General features: G+C 60.6%; 24 protein-coding genes. All 24 read left to right on the top strand.

Features of this window, described 5'->3' with window-relative positions:
• The first annotated feature begins 65 nt into the window (after window positions 1-65).
• Window positions 66-329: a hypothetical protein gene (locus JAB1_RS22960; protein ID WP_070281928.1), complete on the top strand. Its 264-nt coding sequence runs from the start codon at window positions 66-68 to the stop codon at window positions 327-329.
• A gap of 80 nt (window positions 330-409) precedes the next feature.
• Window positions 410-613, top strand: coding sequence for a hypothetical protein (locus tag JAB1_RS22955; protein WP_070281927.1), 204 nt, complete (start codon window positions 410-412; stop codon window positions 611-613).
• 148 nt (window positions 614-761) lie between these two features.
• Window positions 762-1,124 (top strand): Gp49 family protein, encoded by a 363-nt coding sequence (locus tag JAB1_RS22950; RefSeq protein WP_070281926.1) that lies wholly within the window; start codon window positions 762-764, stop codon window positions 1,122-1,124.
• Window positions 1,125-1,245: 121 nt separating this feature from the next.
• A complete protein-coding gene (locus JAB1_RS22945) occupies window positions 1,246-1,617 on the top strand; it encodes a hypothetical protein (RefSeq protein ID WP_070281925.1) in 372 nt (123 codons plus the stop codon).
• On the top strand, window positions 1,614-2,486 hold the full coding sequence (locus tag JAB1_RS29705; protein ID WP_139144657.1) for a hypothetical protein: 873 nt from the start codon (window positions 1,614-1,616) through the stop codon (window positions 2,484-2,486). Before JAB1_RS22945 ends, JAB1_RS29705 begins: the two co-directional genes overlap by 4 nt.
• Window positions 2,483-3,823 carry a replicative DNA helicase gene (dnaB, locus tag JAB1_RS22930; protein WP_070281922.1) on the top strand — a complete coding sequence of 447 codons (1,341 nt, stop codon included), beginning with the start codon at window positions 2,483-2,485 and terminating at the stop codon, window positions 3,821-3,823. The genes JAB1_RS29705 and dnaB overlap by 4 nt, the downstream gene beginning before the upstream one ends.
• 17 nt (window positions 3,824-3,840) lie before the next feature.
• Entirely contained in the window at window positions 3,841-4,908 is a 1,068-nt protein-coding gene (locus JAB1_RS22925; RefSeq protein WP_070281921.1) for a site-specific integrase, read from the top strand.
• Window positions 4,909-5,006: 98 nt separating this feature from the next.
• Entirely contained in the window at window positions 5,007-5,255 is a 249-nt protein-coding gene (locus JAB1_RS22920) for a hypothetical protein (protein ID WP_070281920.1), read from the top strand.
• A 232-nt stretch (window positions 5,256-5,487) separates the two neighbouring features.
• A complete protein-coding gene (locus JAB1_RS22915; protein WP_070281919.1) occupies window positions 5,488-6,066 on the top strand; it encodes a hypothetical protein in 579 nt (192 codons plus the stop codon).
• On the top strand, window positions 6,059-7,543 hold the full coding sequence (locus JAB1_RS22910; RefSeq protein WP_254672230.1) for a terminase family protein: 1,485 nt from the start codon (window positions 6,059-6,061) through the stop codon (window positions 7,541-7,543). Before JAB1_RS22915 ends, JAB1_RS22910 begins: the two co-directional genes overlap by 8 nt.
• Window positions 7,543-9,816: a portal protein gene (locus JAB1_RS22905; RefSeq protein WP_070281918.1), complete on the top strand. Its 2,274-nt coding sequence runs from the start codon at window positions 7,543-7,545 to the stop codon at window positions 9,814-9,816. Before JAB1_RS22910 ends, JAB1_RS22905 begins: the two co-directional genes overlap by 1 nt.
• A 2-nt stretch (window positions 9,817-9,818) precedes the next feature.
• On the top strand, window positions 9,819-10,646 hold the full coding sequence (locus JAB1_RS22900; RefSeq protein ID WP_139144656.1) for a hypothetical protein: 828 nt from the start codon (window positions 9,819-9,821) through the stop codon (window positions 10,644-10,646).
• 13 nt (window positions 10,647-10,659) lie between these two features.
• Window positions 10,660-11,934 carry a P22 phage major capsid protein family protein gene (locus JAB1_RS22895; protein WP_070281916.1) on the top strand — a complete coding sequence of 425 codons (1,275 nt, stop codon included), beginning with the start codon at window positions 10,660-10,662 and terminating at the stop codon, window positions 11,932-11,934.
• Between the two features lie 61 nt (window positions 11,935-11,995).
• Entirely contained in the window at window positions 11,996-12,238 is a 243-nt protein-coding gene (locus JAB1_RS22890; RefSeq protein WP_070281915.1) for a hypothetical protein, read from the top strand.
• 3 nt (window positions 12,239-12,241) lie between these two features.
• On the top strand, window positions 12,242-12,904 hold the full coding sequence (locus JAB1_RS22885; RefSeq protein WP_139144655.1) for a hypothetical protein: 663 nt from the start codon (window positions 12,242-12,244) through the stop codon (window positions 12,902-12,904).
• Window positions 12,904-14,286 carry a packaged DNA stabilization protein gene (locus tag JAB1_RS22880; protein ID WP_070281913.1) on the top strand — a complete coding sequence of 461 codons (1,383 nt, stop codon included), beginning with the start codon at window positions 12,904-12,906 and terminating at the stop codon, window positions 14,284-14,286. The genes JAB1_RS22885 and JAB1_RS22880 overlap by 1 nt, the downstream gene beginning before the upstream one ends.
• Window positions 14,279-14,734, top strand: a complete 456-nt coding sequence (locus tag JAB1_RS22875; RefSeq protein ID WP_070281912.1) for a hypothetical protein — start codon at window positions 14,279-14,281, stop codon at window positions 14,732-14,734. The genes JAB1_RS22880 and JAB1_RS22875 overlap by 8 nt, the downstream gene beginning before the upstream one ends.
• 9 nt (window positions 14,735-14,743) lie before the next feature.
• Complete coding sequence (locus tag JAB1_RS22870; protein ID WP_070281911.1) at window positions 14,744-15,115, top strand: hypothetical protein; 372 nt, start codon at window positions 14,744-14,746, stop codon at window positions 15,113-15,115.
• Window positions 15,115-15,579: a hypothetical protein gene (locus JAB1_RS22865; protein WP_070281910.1), complete on the top strand. Its 465-nt coding sequence runs from the start codon at window positions 15,115-15,117 to the stop codon at window positions 15,577-15,579. Before JAB1_RS22870 ends, JAB1_RS22865 begins: the two co-directional genes overlap by 1 nt.
• On the top strand, window positions 15,567-16,274 hold the full coding sequence (locus JAB1_RS22860) for a hypothetical protein (protein WP_139144654.1): 708 nt from the start codon (window positions 15,567-15,569) through the stop codon (window positions 16,272-16,274). Before JAB1_RS22865 ends, JAB1_RS22860 begins: the two co-directional genes overlap by 13 nt.
• A 14-nt stretch (window positions 16,275-16,288) precedes the next feature.
• Window positions 16,289-17,572, top strand: a complete 1,284-nt coding sequence (locus tag JAB1_RS22855; RefSeq protein ID WP_070281908.1) for a hypothetical protein — start codon at window positions 16,289-16,291, stop codon at window positions 17,570-17,572.
• 251 nt (window positions 17,573-17,823) lie between these two features.
• A complete protein-coding gene (locus tag JAB1_RS22850) occupies window positions 17,824-19,827 on the top strand; it encodes a hypothetical protein (RefSeq protein WP_139144653.1) in 2,004 nt (667 codons plus the stop codon).
• A 94-nt stretch (window positions 19,828-19,921) separates the two neighbouring features.
• Window positions 19,922-21,997 (top strand): hypothetical protein, encoded by a 2,076-nt coding sequence (locus tag JAB1_RS29700; RefSeq protein ID WP_139144652.1) that lies wholly within the window; start codon window positions 19,922-19,924, stop codon window positions 21,995-21,997.
• 74 nt (window positions 21,998-22,071) lie between these two features.
• A partial coding sequence (locus tag JAB1_RS22845; RefSeq protein WP_070281906.1) for a hypothetical protein occupies window positions 22,072-22,450 on the top strand: 379 nt, incomplete at its 3' end.

The raw sequence follows: 22,450 nt of genomic DNA, 5'->3' as shown, positions 1-22,450 counted from the left end.
GTATCCCACCCTATTTTTAGTACCGCAATACCCGTAGTCCAGATCCACTTTTAAAAGGAAACCCCATGAGTACCACCCGCACGAAGTTATTGAAAACCTACCTCGACCCCGAGGAAGAAAAAACCATCTTGCAGGCGTGCGCCGCAGCTGGCGTCACGCGCAGTGACCAGGCCCGCCAGAGCCTGTTGCATTGGGCCCGCCAGCAACGCCATGGTAGCCAACAAGGCAGCCGCCGCGAAGGGTCCAATGTCGGTCCGCGCCGCCGGTCCCAGTTGCTGCCATGCCGTCCGAGTTTTGGCGTCATCCCCAAGATGCACATGCGGGTTTAACGGAATAGAGGCAGAGCCGATGTACGAAATCAGACCGATAGGCCGGCCAGTGGAGCCGGCGCAGAAAGAAGAGGCGCAGGATGAAGAAGCAAGGAGCGACGGCAGCGGATTACGCGCTGCACGCGGTGTGCGTGTGGCGCCTGAGCGACAGGGCCAACCTGGCAGCCAAGGCCCAGCCGGACGGGCCAGCGCGGCTTAAAGCTGGTTCGCAGTTGTATCGCGACACCAACAAGCTGCGCGAGGCGGCGGACAAATACATGAATACGTCCGACCCGCCGTCGTAGCGGGGCGTAGTCCCCGACAGCTACAGGATGGCCGCGCAGGCAGATATCTGGTCTGCGCTTCATCAAAAGTGCAGCAGATGCAGAGCAAGGAAGCACGAGAAAGACGGGCAGTCGCTCACCGGGTCGGGCGACACATCGAAAGCGAAATATGAACGATCGAGAAATCGAGCAGCAAATCCAGGCCAAGGGCAAGACTGCGCCGCGCATCACGCCAGCAGACATTCAAGCAGCCATCGCACAGACGCACTACTTCACGGCCGCTGACGGTGTGCGCGGCGCGGCCATCGATGGCGGTGTCGACGATGGCTCGACCCCGCCGCTGCATCTGCTGACGTTCTGCGTCTTGGTGCTGCGCAATGGTTTCACCGTCACCGGCGAAAGCGCTTGTGCCAGTCCGGAAAACTTTGACGCCGAAATCGGCCAGGAAGTGGCACGTCTGAACGCCGAGCAGAAGATCTGGGCGCTCGAAGGTTACCTCCTGAAAGAAACGCTGTTCCAGCAGGCGCAGTAAGCGCGAACGAAAAAAAGCCCGCGTACAAGGCGGGCTTCCTAAAACTCTTACTTAAAACGAACATGCCAAGAATAACATACTCCGCGTTTTCGATGAAGCCCCAGGCTGCGCAGGTGCGGCAATGACGGCGCGCTTGATGCCGTATGTCGGCTCCCGTCCTTACCTGGTGCTGCAAACGCTGCTGGCCGGTCCCGGCACCTTCTACCAGATCTGCGAGCGCGCTGGCTTTGATCTGGAAGAGTCCGGCATGGAATGCAACATGCGCAAGCATTTCGCCAGCCTGCTGCTGGCCCACATCGAGCTCAGCAACATCACCTACACCATCAAGGCATCGACGCGCCAGGCATTGCAGGGCAAGATCGCTGCCTGCGCCTGTAGCGTGGCCACGGCGCATCATCGCGGCCCGAGCGCGCCGCAACCTGTCACCGTCGTGCGTCGCCCTGATCGCGGCGATCTGGGCGCCACAGAATCACATCCAGAGAAGCACTTATGAAGCGCCCATCATTCCAGTTTTATCCAGCTGACTGGCGCATCAATTCCAAGCTGCGCCGCTGTTCCGAGGCAGCGCGTGGAGCTTGGGTCGATATCATGTGCGTGCTGCACGATGCCGATGAATATGGCATCTGCCGCTGGCCCCTCAACGAGCTGGCCCAGGTGGCCGGCGTGCCACTGAAGCTGGCGCGCGAACTGGCGGCCAAGGATGTTCTCAAGGGCGCGGACAAGAACGCTGCGGACTACGTTTTCACGCCACGTCATGCAGGTCGTGACGGTCAGCCGGTGACTTTGGTGACGTCAAACGCAGGCCCATTGTGGTACTGCAGCCGCTTCGTGCGCGACGAATACATCCGCCAACGGCGCGGACAAGGTACCCGTTTTGGTGACGAGAATACCGCACCAAACAACACTCCTAAGTCATCACCAAAGCCCCCCATTGGTGATGACTTAGGAGACGGCCCTACATCTTCATCTACATCTACATTAAAAACAAGTACCCCAAACCCCGCTGTCGCGGGGCCTGCTGCCAAGCCTCGCCTGACGGCCATTGCCTTGCAGACGTTCCTTGACGATTGCCAGCTCAAGGGGGAGCGCCCGCTGCGCGACTATTCCCCGCTGTGGACCTACACCCAGGCCGCAAAGCTCCCGGTCGACATGGTGACGCTGGCCTGGGCTGAGTTCCGCCGCCGCTTCCTGCCTGGAGGAACTCAGCCGGAGAAGCGGCAGAAGGACTGGCGCGCGACGTTCCGCAAGTACGTCGAAAACAATTATTTCAAGCTATGGGCCATCGACCGTGACGGCCAGTATTTCCTGACATCGAGCGGCAAGCAAGCCGAGAAATTCCAAGAAACCCTGGAGGCAGCATGATCGAAGAACACGCCATGCCGGCCGCCATCGAGGCCGAGCAATCCGTCATCGGTGCGCTGCTGCGCGACAACGGTGCGGTTGATCGCATGGGCGACCTGCGAGCCGCTCACTTCTTCCGCCACGAACACCGCACGATTTTTGTCGAGATCATCCGCCAGATTTCGCAGGGCATTGAGTGCGATGTGATCTCGGCCGGCGCCGCGCTGGCGCAGGCCATGCCGGACTGCATGGCCTACCTCAACTCCGTGTCGCAAAGTATGCCCAGCGCGGCGAACATCGGTCGCTATGCCGACCTGGTACGCGACCGCGCGCTGCGCCGTGGGCTGCTGGCCGCCACCGCCGACATGTCCGAAATGGCCTTCAAGCCAGACGGCCGCAGCGCCGGCGAAGTGCTCGATGCTGCGCAATCGGCCCTGGCAGCGCTGGCTGAAACGCGCACCCTGCGTGAGCCGATCCAGGCCAGCGCTGCCATGATGGCGCACATCGATGTGCTGGGCGACCGTGCAGAGCGCAAATACACCGGCATCGCTACCGGTTTTGCCGATATTGACCGCCTGCTGAACGGCGGCCCAAACCGTGGCGCACTGGTGATCTTGGGCGCCCGTCCATCGATGGGCAAGACCGCCCTGGCCCTGAACATCGCCACGAATGCAGCCGAAATGCACTCGGTGCTGTTCCTATCGCAGGAAATGCAGAATGGGGAGCTGCTCGACCGCGCCGTGGCCGCGCTCGGCAGCATCCCGCTTAGCACCGTGATCCGCGGTGATTTCAGCGACGGCGACTGGAACAATTTCACGGTGGCCAACGTGAAATTGAACGCCATGGGCCTGCACCTGGACGACCAGCCAGCGTTGACGCTGCTGGACGTACGCAGCAAGGCGCGCTTGGTGAAGCGCAAGCACGGCCTTGACCTACTGGTGGTCGACTATCTGCAGCTGATGAGCGGCGCCGGCGACAACCGGAATAGTCAGATCGAGGAAATCTCGCGGGGCTTGAAGGCGCTGGCCAAGGAATTGAACATCGTTGTGCTGGCTCTGTCCCAGCTGTCTCGCAATGCAGCAAACAAGGCGCGCCCGCAACTGTCCGACCTGCGCGACTCCGGCGCCATCGAGCAAGACGCCGATATCGTCATCTTCGTGCACCGCGATGAGGTGGATAACCCGCAAAGCCATCTGCGTGGCTGCGCCGATATCTTCGTGGCCAAGAATCGGCAGGGCCGTATCGACGACGTGCTGCTTGCCTACGAAGGCATGTACACCCGCTTCGCCGACAACAATCGCCCCCGCCCTACGCCTCCCAAGCAGCCCTACAAGCGCGGCCTGGCCGAGCACCTCTAGAAAAAAGGACCATCCGCATGACATTCGCCCTGTTCAAGGTCAAAAAAATCTGGCACTACCGCTTCCAGGTGGCCGGCAGCCGCGTGCAGCGCAGCACGCGCGAGCGTGCCAAGGCCCGTGCCGAAGCCGTGGCCAGCCGCGCCTACGATGAAGAGGTGGTGCGCACGAACGGCGGCAAGCCGGTACCAACATTGCGCGCACTGTTTGCCGAGTGGCTTCTGGTGCGCGGCCCGGTATCGAGCGCCGCCCACGTGCGCAGCGTCAGCACTTGCTACCGTCTGCACCTGTACGACCTGGGCGACCTGCTCGTCAGCGAGATCACCGCGCGCCACATCGAGCTGGCGCGCAACGAACACCTGTCCACGCGCGAGCCGGCCACGGCGAACCACTGGCTGCGCGTGATGCGGCTGGTGACGAACTGGGCAGTTGCGCAGGGCATGCTGGCGCGCCGGCCATGGAACGTGGCCATGCTCAGCACCCAGAAACGGCCTCGCAAAATCCTGCCGCTCGACGTTGCCATGCAGTGGCTCGATGCCATCGACGGCGCCGGCCGCCGCTCCCCCGCCGTCTCTACCGCCATTCGCTTCATGTTCGGCCTGGGCCTGCGCGAAAGCGAGGCCGCCAGCGCACGCTGGGAATGGATCGACTGGGAGCGCCGTACCTACACGCCTGGCATCACCAAGGGCAAAGAAGCTGAGCCAGTGCCCATGCCGGCCTGGCTGGTGGATTACCTGCAGCCGCGGCGCCAGAGCGAAGGCCTGATCACGGCGCGCAAGGATGGCAGCCAGCAGCCGCCAGGCTTTGCCCGTCGCCCTATCGCCACTGCCAACGCCCATTGCAAGACCAAGGGCATCACGCCCCACCGCCTGCGCGGCAGCTTCGCCACCCTGCTGTCCGAATCCGGCGTGCCGATCCAGACCATCCAGAAGGTGCTGCGCCACAAAAGCCCACTGACCACCATGGCCTACCTCGAGAAGAACCTCGACACCGCCGTGCAGGCGCAAGGCAGCATTGCCAAGAAAATGGGATTCACCGCACGGCGAGAAAGTGGCGAAGACCACCCCGCCGACCCGCATGAATCCTGAATAGCACGATTATCGGTAGTCATCGGTACAAATCCAGCGCACCGCCTCCAAAAATGGCGAAAGGTGCAATTAAAAACAGACTGAAAATGGGAAATTCAATGCGCCAAGAACACTACGACAGCATCAAAGGCATGCTCGACCGCTGGGCGGAATGCATGAGCGTCGGCGGCGCCGTCGGCGAAGGCGCCCGGCGCGAGTGCCTGGGCGCGCCCGACGCGCGCATCCACTCCATCGAGGATATCGAGGTCGAAGTGGACAAGCTCATAGTGCGCGCAGTCGATTTTCCGCTGTATGGGAAATTTGCCGGTTTTTGCAGCGCACCGCCGTGCTTTCGCACTATGGGCTGAACACGTTCAACGCCTGGCGTGCGGACTTTGAAGTGGTGTTCGATCTCGCCATCGAATCACTGTTTTCGCTGCTGAAAAGCCGCATCGCCTGCTGAAAGGGGCTTGCAACCAAGAAAAAAGCCGCGTATATTTCGACCTGTCGGGGCTTCGTGCGCCCGGAAATAAGCCTGCTACCAGAAATGGTCGCGGGCTTTTTGCATTCTGCGCGTCGTTTTTCATAGGAGAACTGGTCATGGGTCGCAAATCGTCGCTGACCGATGACCAGTGGGTGGAGGTGGAGCGCCGCCACTTGGTCGACGGCATTTCGATCAACGCCTTGGCGCAAGAATTTGGCGTCAACGAATCGTCATTACGCCGAAGAATAAAGCCGAATAAAGCCGAGCCGAAAAAAGCGACGAAATCGTTGCTGGCTCTAGCTGAAATGAAAGTTGAGGCCGATGCCAAGGCAAAGCATTTTGCCGAACAGCTCGGCGCATTGCCGTTCGCCAAGCAGCAGATCGTTTCGGACCTGGCGCGCAAGCTGACGAACACCAGCGAACACATGGCGTCGGCTGCCGAAATCAGCGCCGCGTCATCGCACCGCTTGTCCCGCATGGCAAACCAGCAGCTCGAGTTGGTCGATGAAGTTGACCCGATGAAGACCAGGGCGCAGCTTGAATCGTTCGCGGCGCTGCAGAAGCTGGCAAACATATCTGGCGAGATGCCTGGTCGCCTGGCTGCGTTGAGCCGTGGCCAACCGCCTGAGGCTCCACCATCGCAAGAAGAGGTGGATCAAGAGCTGGCCCTGCTGCTGGGCAGCGAGGGTGGCTGAAATCGATCTGTCTGGCATCAATATCGCCAGATTGAGCCCGGAGCAGCGCAGACGAGCGCTGGAGTTGTTGAAGTTGAAGCGCCGCTACGCCAGCGAGAACAAACTCGCCACCTATTGCGCATACGCAAAGCAGGCCGAGTTTCACGCCGCCGGTAAAACGTTCCGCGAGCGCTTGCTGATCGCCGGTAATCAGTTGGGTAAGACCTGGTCGGCTGGCTTTGAAAGCGCCATGCACTTGACCGGCCGCTACCCGAACGACTGGCCGGGCCGTGTATTTGCCAAGCCAGTCGTCGGCTGGGCTGCTGGTGTCACCAGTGAGGCCACGCGCGACACCGTGCAGCGCGTCATGTGTGGGCGCATTAATGCCATTGGTACCGGCTCGATCCCGAAGGATGCGATCAAGTCCAAGTCGATGAAGCGCGGCGTGGCCGACGCTATCGATACCGTGGTGGTGCGTTTTGGTGGCGGTGGTGATGTGCAGGCCGGCGAAAGCCTGATTGGCTTCAAGTCATACGACCAGGGCCGCGAGAAGTTCCAGGGCGAGACGTTGGACTTCTTCTGGCCCGACGAGGAGCCGCCAGAAGACATTTACATGGAAGGCCTGACGCGGACCAACGCCACGAACGGCATGCTGCTGATGACCTTCACCCCGCTGCAAGGCATGTCTTCGGTGGTCAAGCGGTTTCTGATTGATAAATCACCAGGGACGCACGTGACAACCATGACTATCCACGACGCCGAGCATTACACGCCCGAGCAGCGGGAGGCGATCATTGCCAGCTACCCGGCGCACGAGCGTGACGCGCGCACCAAGGGTGTACCGTCGCTCGGTTCGGGGCGCATCTACGCCATCGATGAGGAAACGCTCAAGGTGCCGCAGTTCGAGATTCCGTCGCACTGGGTACAGCTGGGTGGCCTCGACTTTGGCTGGGACCACCCGAGCGGCGCTGTTCGGATCGCCTGGGATCGGGACGAAGACGTGATCTACGTCACTGCGGCGCACCGCCAGCGTGAGCAGACGCCGCTGATGTTCGCGGGCACCATTCGACCTTGGGGCGACTGGCTGCCATGGGCGTGGCCACACGACGGCCTGCAGCACGACAAAGGATCGGGCGAAGCGTTGCGGGATCAGTATGCAGCCCAGGGCCTGCTGATGCTACAGGACAAGGCGACTCATCCACCCGCAGAAGGCAAAGCCGAAGGCACAGGCGGTAACGGCGTCGAGGCTGGAGTCATCGAAATACTGGACCGCATGCTGACGGGCCGCTTCAAGGTCTTTTCGCACCTAAACGACTGGTTCGAAGAGTTCCGTATGTACCACCGCAAGGACGGCAAGATCATCAAGCTGGACGATGACTTGCTGTCAGCCACGCGCTACGCCTACATGATGCGCCGCTTTGCCGTCGTGAAAGGCGGCCCCAAGCGCGCCATGTACGATTTTTCCAATTCAGCAGCATCAGGAGCAAGGGCAATTTAATGGATGACTTCCAGGAAGCGCAGGAGCTGTACGAGGACGCGATGAGCGCGACTCGCGAGCAGCGGCAGCAGATTGAGGAAGACCTGCGCTTTTCCGACCCATCGAACCCGCAGCAATGGGATGAAGCGGTCAAGCGGTCCCGTGAGCTCGACCCGGGCGGCGCGCGGCCGTGCCTGGTGATGGATCACGTTGGCCAGTACGTCGCCAACGTGGCTGGCCAAGTTACAAAGTCGCCGCCGGCAATTCATACCGTACCTGTCGGCTCCGGCGCCGACGTCAAGGTCAGTGAGCAGCTCGACGGCATGCTGCGTCACATCGAATACGCCAGCCGCGCGCAGGCTGCTTACGGCATCGCGCTGACCTCTTCCGCCCGTACAGGCGTTGGCTACTTGGTGGTGCGCCCTGAATATGTCGACCGCGCGCTCGGCTACCAGGAACCGCGCATCAGCGCTGTTGCCGACCCGCTGCGCGTGGTGTTCGACCCGTGGAGCGTGCAGCTCGACGGTAGCGATGCCACTTTCGGCTACCTGTTGACCGCCGTGAGCCAGCGAGAGTTTGAACGCAAGTACGGCGCCAAGGCCGAGAAAAAGAGCTTTGGTGCTGAGCGCCAGTCATGCGGCGAAGGTGAACGGCAATCCATCATCGTGGCCGAGCAGTGGTACAAGGAAGAAAAGACGCGTCGGATCAGCATCTGGACCGGCACCGACGGCGAGGACCAGGCCGGCAGTGAGGATGAATACTGGGCCGCGTGCCAGGCCGCCGGCGTACAGCTCCCCCTGCAGCGCGTGTACAAGGACAAATACGAGTGCGTCAAGTGGCGCACCATGTCCGGCGCTGGCATCCTGGAGACGCCCAAGAACAAGGACGACAGCGAAGGCTTATACCCGGCCGATTCCATTGGCATCGTGCCGGTGTATGGCTACTGGGGTATCGAGAATGGCGTCATGCGCTATTGCGGCATCCCGCGCCGCGCGATGAACCCGCAGCGGGCCTACAACTATCACAAGTCGGAATTGCTGGCCTACATGGGCAGCGCACCCAAGGCGCCGTGGATTGTTCCGGCGCGCGCAATCACAGGTCTGGAGCAACTTTGGGACCGTGCCTCACTGGATTCGCGCGCCTACCTGCCTTATCACGACCAGGATGAGCGCGGCAACTCCATTGCGGCACCATCGCGCCCGAATGTATCCGTCAACCTGCAAAACCATGCAGTTGGCGCTGCCGACGCACTACATGATCTTGAGGCAAGCATCGGCATGTACCAGGCTAACCTGGGTGCGCCGAGCAATGAGTCGTCCGGCGTGGCTATCGACGCGCGAAAGCAGCAAGGCGAGGCATCAACCAGTCATTTCCCGCAGAACTTGGCATTTTCGCTTGGCCAGGTGGGTCGCATAGCCGTGCAGATGTCCACCAAGCTGATCGATACCAAGCGTCAGCAGCGCATCATGGGCATCGACGCGAAGCCCGGCACGGTCACCATCGATCCGGAACAAAAAGAAGCGCTGCAAGATACAGACCAGGGCATCATCATCAATCCGAATGTCGGTGACTACGACGTGCGCGTGGTGGTCGGCTCGTCATTCTCGACCCAGCGTAGTCAGGCGCAAACGGCATTGGGCGAGGTGATGCGCACGAATCCGGATTTGACGCCAGCCATCGCGCCGCTATGGGCGCGCAATCTGGATATTCCGCACGCCGACAAGCTTGCGCAGGTGTTGACCGCCATGGCGCCACCTGCGGTGCAGGCAATTCTTGACCCGGAAACCAACAAGGCGCCGAAGCCTGAGCAGCTGATGCAGCAGATGAAACAGATGGAAGAATCGCTCAAGGAAGCCTTGAAGCACGCACACGATGCTCAGACCGAGGCCGATGAAGCCATGGAACAGGTGCACAACAAGCGCGAAGAGAACGAGGCCAAGGAGCGCGAGCTGAATATCAAGGCCTATGACGCCGAGACCAAGCGCCTGCAATTAACCAGCGCGGCCATGACTCCGGAGGAAATCCGGCTGATGGTGGCACAAACCATCGAAAGCATGCTCAGCAACCCAACCCCATTGCCATCCGAAGTACCCGAGGGCACCGAATTGGCCGCCATCCAGCAGGAGCAACAGGATCAGGTTGTCCCGCAAGAGCCAGACCCGAATGACCCTGGCCAGATGGATGCGCAAGCACCTCCTGGCATGCCTGACCAGCAGGACCCTGCTGAAATGCAGACCCAATCGAACCCGCCAAGTGCGGGTTTTTCTTTGCCTGAACCACAACCAGGAGCATGACCTTGACCACTGAAAACGCATTGCCACAAGGCGGCGACGCCGCGGCGGGCGCCACGAACAACGATCATACCGGCGCCGAACACGATAACCACCAGGATGATACCGGTAACACGACCGGTGTCGAGGACGGTGAAGACGGCGGCACGGCTGGCGACCAGCCAAAGAAGGAAAAGACCTTCGAACAGCGCGAAATTGAACGCCTGCGCCGTCGGGTCGACAACCTGACGCGCAAGAAACACGAGCTGCTGGCCGCCGTACAGCCATCGCAGCAGCAACAGCAGCACGCCGACGAGAACGACGACGAGCCCGTATCGATGACCCGCGCTGAATTGCAGCGTCACATCGCAGAGCAAGCCAAGCAGCTTGCACCAGCGTTGACGCAGCAACAGGCCGTGGTTGATCGCCGCCAGGGCGTCGTCGCATCGCTGGCGAAGGAATGGGGTACCGAGAAATTCGACACACTGGCATCCGATCTGGACGATGTGTTTGGCGGTTTAGCAGATCGCAGCGGCGCGCCCAAGCCCGCCACTGATGCGATTTTCGAATCCGACAACCCGAAAGGCCTGATCGAGTACCTGACTGACCCGGACAACGTCGAAGAAGCCGAACGTATCGCAACCATGTCGCCTACCCAGGCTGGCCGCGCGATCGCCCGCATCGAAGACAAGATCGCGGCAGCCGGTAAGGCAGGCAAGCCAAAGCCAAGCAACGCGGCAGCGCCGCTGGAAGCGCCACGCAATGGCGCTGGCAAGACCAGCAGCATGCCCGATCCATCCAACACCAAGGCCTATATCGCCTGGGCAAATGCTCAGGAACAGGCAAAACGTTAATTAGGAGCCATCCATGGCAAACGCACTCGTCACCTCGCAGATCATCACCAATGAAGTGTTGCGCATCGCGCACAACGCATCCGCCTTCCTGGGCAATACGAACACGGATTACAAAGACGCCTGGGACAAGGATCTCAAGCCGGGCCAAAAAATCAGCGCGCGCGCGCCGGTCCAGTTCATGCACCGCGACGGTGAAACCGCCGTGGTTCAGGACATCACCGAGCGCAGCGTCGATGTCACGCTGCAGCCACTGCTTGGCCTGGACTTCGCCATCGGCTCGACCGAACTCACCACCTGCGTGGGCGGTAACAACCAGGTCAGCAAAGCATTCAAAGAACGCTACCTGAAGCCGGCTGGCCTGAAACTCGCAGCCCTGCTGGATTACCGCCTGGGCGTGGTTCTCAAAAACGGTACGCACCAAGTAGTCGGTACGCCTGGCACGCCGCCAGCGACCTTTGCTGACCTGCTGCAAGCCGGTGTGCCGCTGGACCGCATGAGCGTTCCGCGCGACGGCCAGCGCATGGCTGCCATCGAACCTGGTGCAAACGCCACCATCGTGGCAGGCCTGTCCGGTCTGTTTAACAACAAGGAGGTGCTGGGCGAGCAGTATAAGACCGGCGTGATCAAGACCGGTGCCGGCCTCGACATCGCCATGTCGCAAAACGTCCCATCGCATACGGTCGGCCCGCTGGGCGGTGTGCCGCTGGTGAATGGCGCCAACCAGGGCATCATCAACGTCGGTGCGACCGACAATCCGTACGCAGCCACCACCTCGCTGGTGACGAACGGCTGGACAGCCGCCGCCGCACTGCGCTTGAATGCCGGTGACACCTACACCATTGCGGGCGTGTTTTCGGTAAACCCGGAAACCAAGGCCTCGACGGGCGTGCTGCAGTCGTTCCTGGTTACGGCTGCCGTATCGTCGGATGCCAGCGGTAATGCCACCATCATCGCCAGCCCGGCAATCATTGCTGGTGGTGCCTACCAAAACGTGACGGCGCGCCCAGCCACCGGTGCTGCGATCACGATCACCTCGGGTGCGGCCAACACGACCTACACGCAAAACATGGTCTGGCACCGCGACGCCCTGACCTTCGTATCGCCAAAGCAGGAACTGCCAGGCGGCATGGACATGGCTTACCAAGCCTCGATGGCTGACGAAGGCGGCATCAGCTTGCGCTTCGTGCGCGGCTTCGATATCACCGCCAACAAGTTCATCAGCCGCTTTGATGTCCTGTGGGGCGCCGCCGTGACGTTGCCGAACTTCTCGGTACGTCGCACCAACTAAAGCGGCCTGGGCCAGCCACACGCTGGCCTTTTCGCATTCACCCAATCAAATGGAGCACAACATGTACCCCCTCAATATGAAACTGAAGGAAGGCATCGGCTTTGCCGTTGCCAGCGACGAAGCCGAACACGACACGCTGGTCTCCGCCGGCTACGGCCCGGCTCGCGCTGGCGCCGTTGCAGTCGCGCCAGCGACGCAAGCAGATTTCGCCGCCAGTGTCCGTGCCCAGCTCGATGCGGCCGGCATCAGCTATCCGGACGGCGCTGGCTTGGCCAAGTTGGTAGCCTTGCTGCCGAAGGAATAAACAGTGGTCACCGCCCGCACCATCATCAGCCTGGCTCTCGAGGCCATGAACCGGCTTGCGCCAGGTGAGGTGGTAGATGCCGATCTCGCTGCTGCCTGCCTGCGCCGGCTCAACACGATTGCTGATGACTGGTCGGTCGGTACAACTATGCCGCCGCAGGACCAGATTGTATCCGGCATGGTCGCGGGGCCAGCTCTGACGCTGGGCATCGGGGATTTTGCGGCAATTGCGCCAGGCGACCAGGTCGAGCAGCTACAGGCAGACGACTTTCCCATGACGCCCATCACCATGGCGCAATACAACAACATTCAGCTGAAAACAACCGGCGGCCGCCCTGAGGTATGGGCCCGTGATGGCCTTTCCACCATTTTTCTGTACCCGGCCTCCAGCGGCAGCATCATCAACGTGCTGTCGCGCAAGGCATTTTCGCAATTCGCAGACATCGATACTGACTACCTGATGCCCGCAGGCTACAAAGGCGCATTTTCCGCCTCACTGGCCGTGGCCATGGCACCGACATTGATCGGCAAGGTGACGGCCGACTTGGTGCTGGCTGAGCAGCGCGCCCTGTTCCGCATCAAGAATGGCAATATTCGTCCTGCCGTGTTGAGCGCCAATCCGATGGCCCCCAACTGCGCAGGTAACATCTTGCAGGGCTGGAACTGATGGCTGGCCGCAACTACGTCGCCTGCATTGGCCCCAGCTACCACCTGGATGACCGCAAGGCAGCTGTGCAGACGGCGATCAACTGCTATCTGGAGCAGATCGAGGGTCTGGGCGAGACGCGCGTGCTGACGCAGGTATCGGCCCCGGGCCTGGCCCTGTTCCTTGACTTGGGCGCCGAAATTCGAGGCCAGCGCAACGTTGAGGGCCGCTGGTTTGTGGTGGCCGGTAGCACCTTGTTCGAGATCGTGGCCGGCGCCGCCGTCAGCCGCGGCACGCTGGTGTCGTCCAGAGGTGCCGTCGGCATGGCGCACAACAATACCCAGCTGGTGATCGTGTCCGGAGCCGTGGGCCAGGTCTACACCCTGGCCAGCAATGTGCTGGGTACGATCACGTCGCCGGCCTGGCGCGGATCAAATACGGTCGACTTCATCGACGGCTACATGATCTTTGTGGCACCCGGTACCGACCAGTTTTACATCACCGCCCTCGACGACGCCAGCAAGCTCGATGCCCTGGATTTCACCTCGGCCGACGCCCAGCCGGACAACATCGTCACCAGCAAGGTGCTGCACCGAGAATTGATCTTGCTGGGCACCTACACCACCGAAATCTGGATCAACAGCGGGGGCGCCCTATTCCCCTTCGTGCGCTACAACTCGGCGCAGATCGACGTGGGCTGCGTCGGCAAGGATGCTGCCATCGTCGCTGCAGATTCGATCTTCTGGATCGGCCAGACGCGCACCGGCAGCGGCATCGTCTATCGCATGCTGGGCCATGCCCCTGCTCGCGTTTCCACGCGCGCCATCGAGCAGCTGCTGGCCAAGTCGACCAACATCGCAGCAGCCAGCATGTGGACATACCAGGTCGATGGCCATGAATTCATCGGCATCAACGCGCCGGGGATGGAAACCACGCTGGTCTATGACGCCGCCATGCAGCAATGGCATGAACGTGCTGAATGGGGGGATGGCTGGGCGCCGCTGCGCGCTACCGACGTCTGTTTCGCCAATGGCGCGCAATACGCTGGCGATGCCGCCGGTAAGCTCTACAAGATTGATCCCGCCACCTACACCCTGGGCGGCGATCCGCTGGTGCGCGAGCGCACCTGGCCCCACATGGTCAAGGGTAGCATGGAGCCGATCACCTTCACTGGTCTGGAACTGGCATGCACCACCGGCTATGGCGGCAACGTCACGCTCGAACTGTCGAACGATGGCGGCTATACCTTCGGCCCCAAGCTGCTGCGCCAGCTCGGCGCCGTCGGGCGCTGGATGCAGAAAGTGCGCTGGATGATGTTGGGAACGTCGCACGACCGCGTTTTCCGGATCCGCTGCTCTGATCCGGTCCCATTCAATATCCATGCGGCGGCCATCGATGATTAGCGTTCCAGCACCTACCCGCATTGCCATCGGTACCGCAATGGTGGCGGGCAAGCAGGTCGAGATATACCTCACGCCGGAATGGGCGCGCTATTTCCTATCCCTTAACACCCAAGTGGTCGACACCAGCGAGGCGCTCGGCCAGATAGGTCTGCCCGGTAAGGACGGCGCATCCGGTGCCGCCGGCGCATTTGGCGCCGCGGGCGCGGCGCTGGCCTTCATGGACGACTCGGCAGGATCGGCAGACATTATCCCAGGGCCCCCAGGCATCGAGGGCGCAGCCGGCGCACCCGGCCCGGCACTGTTCTTCACTGCTGCCGACCCGGATTCGCCTGAATTCACCCCGGGGCCACCCGGCCCGCAAGGCGTGCCCGGCCCACCTGGCCCGGCCATATTCTTGTTGCAAGACGCCGAGAGCAATGATGTTCTCTGGCCAGTTAAAAATACCTAAGAGGAAATCATGGCATCGAATAAGACATTTCGCTTTGGCCCCCTGGCGCTGAGCGCGACCCTGACCACCAACCTGCTCAATCCACCGGCGGCGAGCGGCGGCGTGAATGCAGGTGCCTCGCCGCAGTTCATCATCCTGAAGCACCTGCGCATCACGAACCGCACTGCGGCCGCCGTGAGCTTCTCGCTGTGGTTGGGCGCGACCGGCGCCAATGCCGCCGGCACCGAAGCGGTGGGCGCCGGCCAGGTCGTGGCGGCCAATTCCTCGTATGACTGGTATGGGCTGCTGCGCATGGACGCGCCAGACTTTCTGGTGGGTGGCGCGAGTACCGCCAGCGCACTGACAATTTCGGGTGAAGGTGAGATCGGAGTGGCTGGCTGATGCAGATTAAGCAACTGATGGACTGCAGTGTCGCGCCATTTGAGCCAGGTGCCGATTGCGAGGCAACCAGGTCGGCAATAGCCAAACGCAAGGACGAAATGCTGGCTAGTCCCGATCTCGTGAGTCTGCCTTTCACGGAATCGCTGATTGATGGCCTCTACACGCGCACACTGTTCATCCCCAAGGGCTGCGAACTAGTTGGCAAGATCCACCGCAAGCCGTGCGTCAATATCGTGGCAAAGGGGGATATCACCATCATGACGGAAACCGGCTGCTTGAGAGTTCAGGCTGGTTACACCGTGACATCGCCAGCTGGTATCCAGAAAATCGGTTATGCGCATGAGGACACTATCTTCATCAATGTCTTCCGGACGGATGTAACAGAGTTGGCGCTCATTGAGGACGACTTGATTTGCGAGAATCATGATGCGCTCAGCGCGAAGGAAAAATTATGTCTTGGGTAGCAGCAGCAATTGTTGGGGGCACAGTGGGCGGCGCCCTCATCAGCTCGAAAGCGGCCGGCAAAGCGGGCGACCAACAGGCGGCGGGTACTGATAAGTCGCTGGCGGAGAATGCGCGTCAGTATGACCAAAATCGTGCCGACTATGCGCCATACCGCGACGCTGGCGCCAAGGCGCTCGGCACATTCGCCACTGAAAATGACACGCCGCTCGACCGGAGTCAGGTGCAACTCGAGCCCGGCTACCAGTTCGGCCTGGACCAGGGCCAGCAGGCGATCAACCGCCAGACGTCCGCCGCCGGCGGCCGTATTTCCGGCGCAGCGCTGAAGGCAGCAGCCCAGTATGGCACCGACTACGCCACCAGCGGCTACAGCGCGGCCTACAACCGCGCGAACCAGGCGCGCAGCGACCGGTTGAACCGCCTGGCGGCGCTGGCGCAGATCGGCCAGACCAGCACACAGAACGTCAGCGCCTTGGGCGCCCAGACCACGGCATCCAACAATGCCTTGACGCAGGCCGCCGCCAATAATGCGGGCGCTGCCACGCTGGCCCAGGGGAATATCTGGGGCAATGCAGGCAACCAGATCGCTGCGCTGTATGGCCGCAATGCCGGAGGCAACGCCATGCAGGGCATCACAGAAGGCGCGACGAACCAGACCGCCAACTTTAACGACTACGGCTTCGGCTACTCGCCTTGATCGGGAATTGAAAAATGGCAGACGATAATATTTTCCAGCAGTATCTGCGGCCGCCGAAATCGGTCATGGAATATACGGCTGAGTATGATGCGGCCGATTCGCGCAAGAATGCCCTGCGTCAGAACGCCCTGGAACTGGCCGCGGGCCAGCAGAAATATAGCGACGGCGTGCAGTCTCGCCAACGGGCCGACCAGCTGCGCCAGGCGCTAATGGGCTTGCCACAAGGTGCCACCGACGATCAACGCATCCAGGCGATGCGAGGCACGGCCTCGCCGGAAGGCTTCGCAGCGGCCGACGCCCTCGACAAGTCGCTGATCGAGCGCCGCAAGGGAACCGCCGCCGCCGACAAGGACGATGCAGAAACTGCTGTGAAAAAGCTGGCGCAGTCGACCGCGTTGCACAACTTTCAGGCGCAGAAGCTGGCCATGGTGCAAAGCCCTGAGGATGCGCTGGCCTGGGCTGATGAAAGCCGCGCCTTGGGTTTGTTTTCAAAGCCGGGTCAGTACGAACAAGGTATTGCTCGCATCCAGGCCGCCGCCCAAGATCCAAGAGCATTTGCGCAATGGAAGGCTGATGCAATGCGCGGTGGGCAATCGGTAACGGAACAGTTTCAGCAGGAGCTCGAGCAGCTGAAGCAGCGGGAGCAAGTGCGCCAGTTCGGCATCACTGACCAGCGCATCAAGTCCGAGGGCGATGCAAACCGTGCTGTGACGGTATCCGGGCAAAATAAGGTCGATGCGCGTGCGCGTGAGTCAGCGAGCCAGGGTCGTGTCCCCAATGGGTATCGCGCCAACCCGGATGGAACCCTCGCATTTATCCCTGGCGGCCCTGCTGATCCGGCAATCGTCAAAGGCAAACCAACCGAGTTTGAGGGTAAGAGTGCAATCTTCGGCGCTCGTGCGGAGGAGGCTGACAAGATTTTGAACTTGATAGACTATAGGCCGGCAGCAGTCAATGCAAAGCGCTCCGCGGAGGGCTTCCCGCTTATCGGTGGCGCTTTAGGGGCTGCCGCAAACAAGTTTTCGTTGACTGAAAATGATCAAAAGGCTGAACAGGCCCAGCGCGATTTTGTGAATGCAGTGTTGCGGCAAGAGTCTGGTGCTGCTATTGCCGCATCGGAATTCGACAATGCCGTCAAGCAATATTTCCCGCAGCCAGGCGACAGCGCTGGCGTGATTGCTCAAAAATCCAAGGCCAGAAAAACCACGATCCAAGGTTTGAAAAGGAACGCCGGAAACTCTGCATTCACGGCAGATTCGGGTGCCGCGAAGCCATCCCTAAACGACATTTTCAAATAATCCATGGCTACCGTTCAAGAGAAAATTGCCCAGGCTAAGGCAGCCGGTTATGGTGACGCTGAGATTGTCGGCCACCTGGCCGCCATGCCTGAATATGGTGAAAAAATCAAGGCAAGGCAGCGTCGAGCGCTGGATACAAGGCATCGGATATCGTCAATCACCTTGGCGGAAATCAGTCCTCCGAACCCGCTGCAGGGCCGGTGCCATCGGCCAATACGAATGAGGGTACGTTCCTGGGCGGCGCAAAAGCCATGACGGCTGGTGCCGGCACCAGCGTCGGCCGCCTGGCGCTCGGCGCCCAGCGTTTGTTGGGAAAATGGTACGGCGTTCTCGGTGATGCGACCAGCACCTCGACGCCATCCATGTCCGACCTGGTCACCGGGAACAGGCCGCCGCCGAACATGCTGGCGCGCGCCGGGAAATGGCTGGTCGACGATGCCGACGCCGGCCGCGCCCGTCTGACGGCCGACCTGGCGCCGTACAAGGAAGCCTATCCGATTGCCACGGGTACCGGTGAAGTGGGCGGGGATATCCTGGCCACGCTGCCAGTCGGCGGTGCGGCAGTCAAGGGTGGCGCCAAGCTGATGCAGATGGCGGGGATGGCGCGCGCCGCGCCCGGCATCATGGGCACTGGCGCCAAGGCGGCGCAGGCGGCCGGCATCGGTGCGGCGTATGGCGGCGTTCTGGGTGCAGCGCAGTCCAAGGCCGATACCTTCGCGGGTACGCTGGGCGACGCAGCCACAGGCGCGGCTACCAGCGCGGCTCTGGGTGGTGTGGCCTCGCCAATCACCGGCGCGCTGGGCGCCGTGGCAGGCAATGTGAAACAACGCTTTTCCCAGTCATCCGCCCTCGAATACGCAAAACAAAAGGTAGCCGAGGCCATTGCGCGCGACGCACGCGGCACCCTGGCGACCGGAGGCTACGTCAACCCGCTCACCCAGGTGGCCGCCCGCTTTGGCAAGCTGGGCGACGAAGCAGTGCTGACAGACGCCGCCGGCCGCAATACGAATCAACTGCTCGACACGCTGGCCACCCTGCCCGGCCGAACAAAGGAATCCGTGTTCAACCTGCAGCGGCAACGCACGGCCAGCGTGGGCGATCGCATGCGCAGCTCTGCCGAGAAAGCCCTCGATACGCAGGGCCAGCGCCTGCCGACCACCGTGGACGCTTTGATCGCCCGGCGCACGCGAGATTCGGCACCGCTGTATGCGCAGCTGCGCCAAATTGAGGTGCAGCCATCAGATACCTTGAAAGCCATCGTTGCCGACGCTGACAAGCTGGGCGCCGTAGCGCTCGGCCGCAAGATTGCGACTGGTTACCAGCAGCCCTTTACCATCGACGGAACGCCCGCAGCGAATGGCATCATGAACCAGTCCGGCAAGTGGGGAATGGGCGACCTGGATCACGTCAAGCAAGGCTTGGATGACCTATTGAAGTCCTCGAACGCGACGAAGCCTGATGGCACCGTGACGGCGCTGGGCCGCTCGATCACTGACTTGCGCAGCAAATTAATCAACGAACTCGACACGGTCACGACCGACCCGCAAACCCGGGTATCGCTGTATCAGTCCGCTCGCAACGCGTTCTCGCAACCCAGCTCCCTGATCGACGCGGCCAACGCCGGCAAGCAGTCCATCAATCAGGGTGAGTCCAGCATCAACACCGTCGTGCGAAACATGAGCGACAACGAGCTGCAGGCCTTCCGCATCGGCGCCTTTGAGGGTCTGCGCGAAAAGCTCGGCACCCAGGGCGGCCAGACCAACATCATGAACATGTGGAAAGAGCCGGCGACGCAAGAGAAGTTGCGCGCGATTTTCGGAAGCCAGCGCGCCTACCGCGAGTTTGCCGCTGATGTGGCCAAGGAGGCGCAATTGAAGCGCATCCAGAGCGTGGGAGTGGGTTCGCAGACGGCGGCGCGCCTGGCTGGCATGGGGGATATGGACACGCGCGTGCTATCCGAGGCAGGTTCCAGCCTGGCATCGGCCAAGGCAGGCAACCCGCTGGCCGCCATTGGCGCCGCCAAGAACGTCTGGAACCGCGTGGCGGTGCCCGAATCCGTCCGTAACCAGATGGGTGCCATGCTCTTGTCGCGCGGCGCTGAGGGCCAGCAGAACATGAATGCCATCGTCAAAATCGTGCAGCAGCTCAACGACCGCAATTTGATGCTGAATGGCGGCGTCGGCGCTCTTGCTGGCCAGGCCGGCGGGAGCCTTTCCGGCAATCTGTCGACTCCAGTACGCATCCAGCAGCAGTAACTCATACCCCGCGCACCAAGCAAGCCGCCCTTCCCGGCGGCTTTTTCTTTTCCAGCCTCGCTCATGCGGGGCTTTTTTGTTTCCAGGGCCAACCATGTCAGCAAGCCAGCCAGCACTTTTCAACGTCCAGGAATTCACTGATGACGGCATCACGTTGGTCGGCGGTCGCCTGTACACGTATGCTTTTGGCACTACGACACAGAAAGTGGCCTATACCGACCCAGAGGGCACGGTGCCGCAGACCTACACGGCCGATGGACTGGGCGGCCAGTATATCGCGCTCAATGCGCGGGGGGAGTTGCCGACGCCACTGTATCTGGCCAGCACTGGCGCGTACGACATCAACCTTAAACGTGCCGATGGATCGACGGTTTGGACGCGCAAGGCGGAGGGGGTGGGAAATTTAGGATTTGCACTCGCATCGCCGTCTGGATCGACGTATATCGGCAACGGCGGTGAAAGCGTGGCTCAATCGTTTGAAGCTTTGCAGCTGCTGGATTACGCGGCGGTGCGCGCTTCGACAAGTCCTCGCAAAAGCATCTATGTAACGGGCATCATGGGCCAGTCGTTTGGTGGAATTGCCGGCATGTTCCTGCGTGACGACTCCGATACGACGAGCGCCGATAATGGCGGCACGACAATTGTTCGCGCTGATGGCATTCGATACAAGCGCGCGGGCGTGGAGCGCATGAACATTCTGTGGTTTGAAGCTGTTCCAAGCCAGCTTATCAACAATTCCCCAATGATCCAGGCAGCCGTAAATGCCGGTAAATTGATCGGGGTTGGTATATACATTCCATCTGTTACGGCTATCGGATACCGAATTGACCAAGGGATTGTTCTACCTGAGTTCTTCGTCGGCATCATTGGCGATAGCTCTGTTTTTTCAACACTTAATTACACCGGACTTGGGACGGCAATTTCTTTTGCAACAACCACCGGCAAGCTCGGTGTTTACTCAAACTTTCAAGTTCAATCTGGATTATCAACGGATAGTGTAGCCACACGAAGGGCTGTTGCTCGTAATGGTATTTTTTGGAAATGTTATGGGGGCCAGGGAGAAATTAAGAATGTCCGCACTTTCGGGTTTAATGGCTTTGGGCAAAAGTACGAAGCCATTTGGGATTCAATCGTGGAAAGCCCCGTTGTCGAAGAATGCGGGAACGATCTGGAATATGCTTGGGGTGTCTTCAATGGGACAGATACATCAAACCACACAAACTTCAATCGAGTGCAGATCGAAACTTGCCACGGGAAGGCGATGTATTTTTCTGGGTTGAATAACGTTATGATCGGCCTACACTCAGAACGGACAATTGGCAACGGGACGGATTTCACCCATATCATCACTGGTGACGTTTCCGTGATCGACAGTCGAATCGAGGGAACCAGCAATGTAAAAACACAAATTGGTGTGGCTACTGGATTTTTGCAAGGACTGAAAATATTTTCTGGTCCTGTCGAGTTCCGCTACAGCAGCCGCTTAGCAATTCAAGCAATGATCGAGGGCTGCAATTTCGGCGGCGACGTAAGCATTCCATCTGGCAACCTTCGACAGTACGAATTTAAGGCATGTGGTTTTGGTGCTGCTGTCAATATTGGCTACTCCGAGAAGCAGACTGTTTTTACAAGTTGTTTCATCACCGGGGGCATGACGCTTACTGGAACGGGGTGTCGTGTTGAATTTTATGGCGGCTCCATTTCCAACAATATTATTACAACAGGCGGCGGCAATAATTCCGTGGAAATTCACGATTCTGTCCTTGCATATTATCCGACCGTGGATTTTGTCTCAATATTCAATTCAGACGTCCTCAATGCTCACGTTACTCCTTTCGGTCAAAAAGCAGTTTCCACCAATGTAATTTTTTCTGGCACGGTGACAATTGGCAGCGGCAATGTGAAATGGTCAAGTTCTGGATGTGAGTATAAAGCTGGCGTGACACTCGGCGCTGGAACGCCCGGCTGGAAATTTGGTGCCGGTGACTTCGTAAGTGGAGGATCCGTCTCGGCCGGATTACTGGCAGCCCCTTCAGGTGCAAACGCCGCATTCTCCTTGGGTGAGCGTACCTATAGGTTAATTCCAGCAGTAGGACAGCCAAAATCATGGGTATGTACCACAGCTGGAAGCGCTCCTACCCTCGCCTTTACCTCCGAAGGAAACCTGTAGGAGGAATGCGCCCCCGATTCAAAGATAGACCCGCTTCGGCGGTTTTTTTATTTCCACCACCTGAAAGAGACTACATGGCCCTCGAAACGACCGCCGCCGGCGGCGCACTGATTAAAATTTTTGGCATCCCGGTCCTGGCCGGCGCTGCCGCAACCTCACTGGGGTTCATGTTTATGTGGCCAAAAACTGCCAAGGAAGCGGGCGTGCGCTTCTTCGTCACCATTCTGTTTTCCGCCCTGATGGGCCCGGCCCTGGTCGTGGTCGTGCGCAACTGGATGCCCGGCCTGTTCGACAGCGCGCGCGCTGTCGCCGTGCTGTACGGCAGCGACCCGGCGCTGGGCTTCCTGTTCATCGCCGCGCCGCTGATGGTGGCCGCCGGCCTGCCCGCCTGGGGGTGCTGGGCGCCACGGTGCGCTGGTTCGACAAGCGCCGCGACAAGGACATTGGCGAGCT

Source organism: Janthinobacterium sp. MP5059B (genome assembly GCF_001758645.1).
GTDB lineage: Bacteria > Pseudomonadota > Gammaproteobacteria > Burkholderiales > Burkholderiaceae_D > Janthinobacterium > Janthinobacterium lividum.
Note: the sequence above shows the minus strand (reverse complement) of the source record. Positions and strands in the feature narration are given on the sequence as shown.

Excerpts from the sequence above, each read along its gene's own strand:
- JAB1_RS22960 (WP_070281928.1), top strand. The coding sequence starts at position 66 with ATGAGTACCACCCGCACGAAGTTATTGAAAACCTACCTCGACCCCGAG.
- JAB1_RS22955 (WP_070281927.1), top strand. The coding sequence starts at position 410 with ATGAAGAAGCAAGGAGCGACGGCAGCGGATTACGCGCTGCACGCGGTG.
- JAB1_RS22950 (WP_070281926.1), top strand. The coding sequence starts at position 762 with ATGAACGATCGAGAAATCGAGCAGCAAATCCAGGCCAAGGGCAAGACT.
- JAB1_RS22945 (WP_070281925.1), top strand. The coding sequence starts at position 1,246 with ATGACGGCGCGCTTGATGCCGTATGTCGGCTCCCGTCCTTACCTGGTG.
- JAB1_RS29705 (WP_139144657.1), top strand. The coding sequence starts at position 1,614 with ATGAAGCGCCCATCATTCCAGTTTTATCCAGCTGACTGGCGCATCAAT.
- dnaB (WP_070281922.1), top strand. The coding sequence starts at position 2,483 with ATGATCGAAGAACACGCCATGCCGGCCGCCATCGAGGCCGAGCAATCC.
- JAB1_RS22925 (WP_070281921.1), top strand. The coding sequence starts at position 3,841 with ATGACATTCGCCCTGTTCAAGGTCAAAAAAATCTGGCACTACCGCTTC.
- JAB1_RS22920 (WP_070281920.1), top strand. The coding sequence starts at position 5,007 with ATGCGCCAAGAACACTACGACAGCATCAAAGGCATGCTCGACCGCTGG.
- JAB1_RS22915 (WP_070281919.1), top strand. The coding sequence starts at position 5,488 with ATGGGTCGCAAATCGTCGCTGACCGATGACCAGTGGGTGGAGGTGGAG.
- JAB1_RS22905 (WP_070281918.1), top strand. The coding sequence starts at position 7,543 with ATGGATGACTTCCAGGAAGCGCAGGAGCTGTACGAGGACGCGATGAGC.
- JAB1_RS22895 (WP_070281916.1), top strand. The coding sequence starts at position 10,660 with ATGGCAAACGCACTCGTCACCTCGCAGATCATCACCAATGAAGTGTTG.
- JAB1_RS22890 (WP_070281915.1), top strand. The coding sequence starts at position 11,996 with ATGTACCCCCTCAATATGAAACTGAAGGAAGGCATCGGCTTTGCCGTT.
- JAB1_RS22880 (WP_070281913.1), top strand. The coding sequence starts at position 12,904 with ATGGCTGGCCGCAACTACGTCGCCTGCATTGGCCCCAGCTACCACCTG.
- JAB1_RS22875 (WP_070281912.1), top strand. The coding sequence starts at position 14,279 with ATGATTAGCGTTCCAGCACCTACCCGCATTGCCATCGGTACCGCAATG.
- JAB1_RS22870 (WP_070281911.1), top strand. The coding sequence starts at position 14,744 with ATGGCATCGAATAAGACATTTCGCTTTGGCCCCCTGGCGCTGAGCGCG.
- JAB1_RS22865 (WP_070281910.1), top strand. The coding sequence starts at position 15,115 with ATGCAGATTAAGCAACTGATGGACTGCAGTGTCGCGCCATTTGAGCCA.
- JAB1_RS22860 (WP_139144654.1), top strand. The coding sequence starts at position 15,567 with ATGTCTTGGGTAGCAGCAGCAATTGTTGGGGGCACAGTGGGCGGCGCC.
- JAB1_RS22855 (WP_070281908.1), top strand. The coding sequence starts at position 16,289 with ATGGCAGACGATAATATTTTCCAGCAGTATCTGCGGCCGCCGAAATCG.
- JAB1_RS22850 (WP_139144653.1), top strand. The coding sequence starts at position 17,824 with ATGACGGCTGGTGCCGGCACCAGCGTCGGCCGCCTGGCGCTCGGCGCC.
- JAB1_RS29700 (WP_139144652.1), top strand. The coding sequence starts at position 19,922 with ATGTCAGCAAGCCAGCCAGCACTTTTCAACGTCCAGGAATTCACTGAT.